Origin of the sequence: Rhizorhabdus sp., assembly GCF_018006725.1 — a bacterium.
GTDB lineage: Bacteria > Pseudomonadota > Alphaproteobacteria > Sphingomonadales > Sphingomonadaceae > Rhizorhabdus.
On sequence record NZ_JAGMXV010000305.1, the window covers coordinates 1 to 4,829 of the forward strand.

Consider the following 4,829-nt stretch of genomic DNA (forward strand, 5'->3'; position numbering starts at 1 on the left):
TCATATGGACGGTGTTGACCCGCGAGGCCGGCGGCAGGGTCAGCAGATGCTCGGCCATGCCTATCGCCGTCGGCATCAGCTCGGCGGCGTCGACCAGCCGGTTCACGAAGCCGATCTCGTGGAAGCGCTGCGCGGTGAAGCGGAAGCCCAGCGCCATTTCCATGGCCACGGGATAGGGCAGGTTGGCGATGTGGCCGTGATTGTAGCCGCCCAGCAGCCAGCGCTTGGCCTCGGAGACCTCGAAGACGGCCTCGCGCACGGCCACGCGCAGGTCGGTGCGTTCCACCAGCATGAAGCCACCGCCCATGGCGAAGCCGTTGATGGCGGCGATGACCGGCTTCTCGAGCGTGCCCGCCATGAACGGGTCCTCGATCTCGGGGCGCCGTCCGCCGGGCGCGCCGTCCTTCAGCGACTCCTTCATATCCTCGCCGGCGCAGAAGCCGCGGCCGGCGCCGGTGAAGATCGCGACTTCGAGCTTCTTGCTGTGGCGGAACTCGTTCCAGACCTTGGACAGCTCGGTGCGCATCTCGTGATTGAGGGCGTTCAGCCGATCCGGCCGGTTCATGCGGACGACGAGGATCTGTCCGTGGGTTTCGGTTTCGACGACGGCCATGCTGCTGCTCCTCACGGAAGAAAATCGGGCGGAAAGATCGAGGCGGGAGCCTATCGCCGGATGCCGGCCAGCGCGAGCGAGGCCTTTGCGCTGCAATCTCCCTGCGAATTTGAGGACTGTCGGGACCTCCCTTGAAAACGGTTTGCCGATTGGAAAACTAATATTGACCCCGACGCATCTCTCGAATTAGTTTGCCATATGGCAAACTTTGAGGAGCGCCTGAACGTTGCGTTCGCGGCTCTGGCCGATCCGACCAGGCGCGCGATCGTCGCTCGCCTGTGCAACGGAGACGCCACGGTCGGCGAGCTCGCCGAGCCTTTCGAGATCGGGCTGCCGACTCTGCTGAAGCACATTCGCGTGCTCGAACGCGGCGGCCTCGTCTCGTCGGCAAAATCGGGGCGCGTTCGAACATGCTCGCTCACCCCGGGGGCGCTTCGGAGCACCGATGGTTGGCTGCGCACCCACATCGCGACGTGGGAAGGCCGGCTCGATCGGCTGGAAGCCCACCTCGCCCGCAAAAGGAAGGATACCCGACGAGATGACTGACAAATCCCCGCGGACGGAATCGGCATGGGCCGCCTGGCCGCTCGATCGTGAAATCGTCCTGGCCCGCGTCATCGATGCGCCGCGCGAGAGAGTCTTCGATGCGTGGACCGACCCCGAGCAGCTCGCGGCGTGGTTCGGCCCCAAGGGCATGACGATCAAGACGCACGAGATCGACGTTCGCGCGGGCGGCACGTGGCGGTTCGACATGGTCGGCGCCGACGGCACCCGCTACGACAATCGAATGTCCTTCCTGCGCATCGATCGGCCACGTCTGATCGAGGTCGATCACGGCTCCGACAAGGACGACGACCCGGGCAAGTTTCGAATGCTGGTCACGTTCGACGTGCAATCGGACGGAAAGACGGTCCTCACCTTGCGCCAGATGCATCCGACACGTGCCCAGCGCGAGGGGGCCATCGGCTTCGGCGCCGTCGAATTCGGGGGCCAGACGCTCGACAAGCTTGCCGATCACCTCGCCAGCCACCCGGCCACGCGCAAATCGTAGGCCCGCGACGGCGCCGGGCGTTCTGCACAGCTTCCTCGATCCGCCCCAATGTTTCCGCTTTTATTTCTGCGAGACTGCAATTAAATAGAAGGCGGGAAGGGGCTTTGCATAGGCGCTGGCAACGAGGCAGGGGTGTCTCGGAAGCTTTGGAGATGAGCTATCTCGGCGTTTTTGCAGGGGATCTTGGGTTCCTACGAGCCCATTTGCACGTGACCACGTTCTTGCGTGGGATCGCGCGTGTCGCCACCGGACTGCCGCCAATCAGGCTGCGATCCGGTAGAACGGCACCTCAACGCCTCATCTTATTGCAGTGAGAAGGCAATCGACGACCTGTGGGATCGGCGATTTGATGAGGAGTACGCGTAATGCAGTCAGCGATCAGTATGGTGGACTCTGCCGCAAAGGTGCCGGCACTTCTGATGAGCGGCACGCCGGCGGCGGAAATCCGTGTCGTCGTGGTCGATGGCGACGATGATTTTCGCAACCTGCTGTCGAATGAACTGTCCGAACAGGGATTTGCCGTAACGACTTATTCGGATGCCGCGTCCGTCCTGGCCGCTCTGGACTCGCTGTGCTCTGCAGATCTCATCGTTCTCGACTGGGGGGTGCCCGGCAATCCGGGCCTCGAGCTGATGCAGCAGTTGAATCGCCTGGGCGTCGACCTGCCGATCGTCTTCCTGACCCACAGGTCGCTGACCGGCAACGAGAGGCTCGCCTTCGAGCATGGCGCCATCGACTACATCGACAAGTCGCGCGGCATCGCCATCCTGGTGCACCGGCTTCGTGTTGTCGCCTACGCCAAGGTGCCGGAGTCACGGCGGGACAAGGTCGTGGAGGTCGGCAGCCTCATGCTCAAGCCGCACATCAGCCGGGCCTTCTGGAACGGCGCCGATGTCCATCTCACGGTGGGGGAGTTCAAGATCGTCAACCTGCTGGCCGGCAATGTGGGGCAGCACATGACCTATCGCGAGATCTACGACGCGATGCACTATCGCGGCTTCGTCGCCGGGTGTGGCGCGAATGGCTACAGGACCAACGTTCGATCCGCCATCAAGCGTGTCCGCCGCAAGTTCGAAGAGTGCGATCCGGCGTTCGACCGGATCCAGAACTACACGGCCTTCGGCTACATCTGGGCTCGGGACTGACAGGTTCCACGGCGCACAAGCTCATGGTGCATTGACGCGCAAGACAGACGATTGCGTCGAGCCCTTTGCCACCGGTCGAAGGGCTCGACCTGCCCCACTCAGGCGACCTCGTCGCGGCCGATCGTCTGGATTTTTTCCCAGACGTCGCCGGACTTGGGAATGTCGAGCTTGAAGATCGTCTCGAACGTGTCCGCGAGATGATCCGCGCTCGTGATGCGTTGTTCGTTGACGCTGTCTGGCGTCACCTTGCGCAGGCAATCGTTCTTCAGGGCGACATAGCCGTCCGCGGTATGTCGCAGGATCGCCAGCGCGTTCGTGAACGGCGAGCCGGGATCCTGCGTCAGCCAACCGAGCGTCGCGGCAATGGCGGCCTCGTCGCAGTGATCGGGCCGGAAATCGAAGCTGTGTGCGATGCCCTTCGCATGATTGTTGAAGCGCAGCCAGCCGTCATCCGTCGACGCGATCGAAAAATCGAAGCCGCGCTGGCTGATCGGCCCGACGGCAAGCGGCACGGGGTCGACGATGGCGTCCGCCAGGCCGACCTCGGCAAGGTACGGCCGGTCGAGGTCGATACGCAGCGTGAGATGGTTGCCGATGGCGATGTCGCCCATCGTTTCACGATCGACGCCGCCGCACAGGCGGGTGACGCGGAAACCGAGCGCGGCGAGGGCTGCGCCGAACAGACCGTTCATTTCGTAGCACCAGCCGCCGCGCTGGCCTTCCACCATCTTGGCGAAGGCGACGGCCGGCGCGATCGAGGACGGCCATCCCATGAAAGCGTCCAGCGCCTCCCAGGTGAAGGCCATGAGATGGGCGCGGTGAAGCCTCGACAGGCTGACGACATCGAGAGAGACCGGCCGGTCCACCTCGATCCTTGCGAGATAGGCGTCGAGTTGGCCAGATGTCAGGGTCATTCCACTATCGCTTGAAGAGGCGTGCATCATCATTGGGCTTCCTTGGGCTTCCTTGGGTTTCCTGCGGCGAGTGTCGATCACGCGGCGGACAGAGCTCTTTCCGAAGACCCCAGTGCGAAGTCCTCGATTTCCGCCACGAGCCGAGCAGGTCCCGGACCTTCCTCGGCAATGGCTCGCCCGAGAGCCATCGCGCGGTCGGCGAAGCGCGGCTCTGAAACGACGTGCCGCACGGCCTCGACGAGCATTTGGGGAGAAGCCGAAGGGTCGAGGCGCAAGCCTGCGCCGTGATAGTCCACGCGCGCGGCGTTATCGTTCTGATCGCGGCCCATCGGAAGGACGACGAGGGGGACGCCGTGGCGCAGCGATCGCATGACCGTGCCGTGCCCGCCGTGGGTAACGACGGCGCGGGCCTTGGCCAGGATGTCGTCATGCGCTGCATGGGGAAGAATGGTGGTATTCGTCGACGACCGAAGGCGAAGCCCCTCGAGTGCCTTGCCGAGAGTGACGACCACCTCGATCGGCTCTCTCGCCAAACCGGAGATCACCCGTTGCAGCAGGTCGGCCTGCCCTTGATCGGTGGTGCTGAACGATACGAGCACGAGTGGCCGTGTCTCGCGTGGCTGTGTCTCGCGCGATGGCGGACTCGTCCAGCGGTCGTGGGCCCAGCTCGGCAGCTCCAGCAGCGGCCCGACATAGCGCACGCGGTCCGGCAGGTGCTCGGTGGGAAAGTCGAAGCTGCGGCTGGTGGCAAGAAGATGACGGCCGGCGCGCAAGGGCTGTTCGTGGACATGGGCCAGCGGCGCAGCGCCGAAGTGAGCGCGGGCGGCGTTGAGGCCGGGCAGGAAGCCGTCCCATGCCTGCTCGGCCATGGCGGAAGCCTCGGCGTCGCGCGCTCTGTCCGCTGCCGACCGGGCGGGCTGAAAGCCCGGACCGAACGGCGGATGTCCGGGAAGAGGCCAGAGCGAGATGTTGCTGGCGAGCAGGGCCGTCGGCACCTTCGCGACCTCGCCGGCAAGCATGCTGCCGAACAGTAGATCCGAGCCCAGAAGAAGATCGGACGGCTCCCGTGCCAGTGCCTCGATAATATCCTCGGCATAGGATTGCGC

General features: G+C 64.4%; 6 protein-coding genes. 3 read left to right on the forward strand and 3 right to left on the reverse strand.

Annotated elements, in window-relative coordinates; genetic code table 11:
* Positions 1–613 (reverse strand): enoyl-CoA hydratase/isomerase family protein (locus KAY22_RS24610; RefSeq protein WP_296625765.1); only part of this gene is annotated, 613 nt, incomplete at its 3' end.
* Between the two features lie 198 nt (positions 614–811).
* Between KAY22_RS24610 and KAY22_RS24615 the strand changes: the two genes are divergently transcribed.
* The 3 genes from KAY22_RS24615 (at position 812) to KAY22_RS24625 (ending at position 2,809) form a co-directional block, all read left to right on the forward strand.
* Positions 812–1,159 (forward strand): metalloregulator ArsR/SmtB family transcription factor, encoded by a 348-nt coding sequence (locus tag KAY22_RS24615; protein ID WP_296398013.1) that lies wholly within the window; start codon positions 812–814, stop codon positions 1,157–1,159.
* On the forward strand, positions 1,152–1,664 hold the full coding sequence (locus tag KAY22_RS24620) for an SRPBCC family protein (protein WP_296398011.1): 513 nt from the start codon (positions 1,152–1,154) through the stop codon (positions 1,662–1,664). The genes KAY22_RS24615 and KAY22_RS24620 overlap by 8 nt, the downstream gene beginning before the upstream one ends.
* Positions 1,665–2,029: 365 nt before the next feature.
* On the forward strand, positions 2,030–2,809 hold the full coding sequence (locus KAY22_RS24625; protein ID WP_296398009.1) for a response regulator transcription factor: 780 nt from the start codon (positions 2,030–2,032) through the stop codon (positions 2,807–2,809).
* A gap of 98 nt (positions 2,810–2,907) precedes the next feature.
* On the opposite strand, the gene KAY22_RS24630 is transcribed toward KAY22_RS24625, so the two are convergent.
* Both KAY22_RS24630 and KAY22_RS24635 read right to left on the reverse strand, forming a co-directional pair.
* Positions 2,908–3,723, reverse strand: coding sequence for an arylamine N-acetyltransferase (locus KAY22_RS24630; protein WP_296625766.1), 816 nt, complete (start codon positions 3,721–3,723; stop codon positions 2,908–2,910).
* A 77-nt stretch (positions 3,724–3,800) separates the two neighbouring features.
* Positions 3,801–4,829: nucleotide disphospho-sugar-binding domain-containing protein (locus KAY22_RS24635; protein ID WP_296625767.1), on the reverse strand; the 1,029-nt coding region annotated here is incomplete at its 5' end.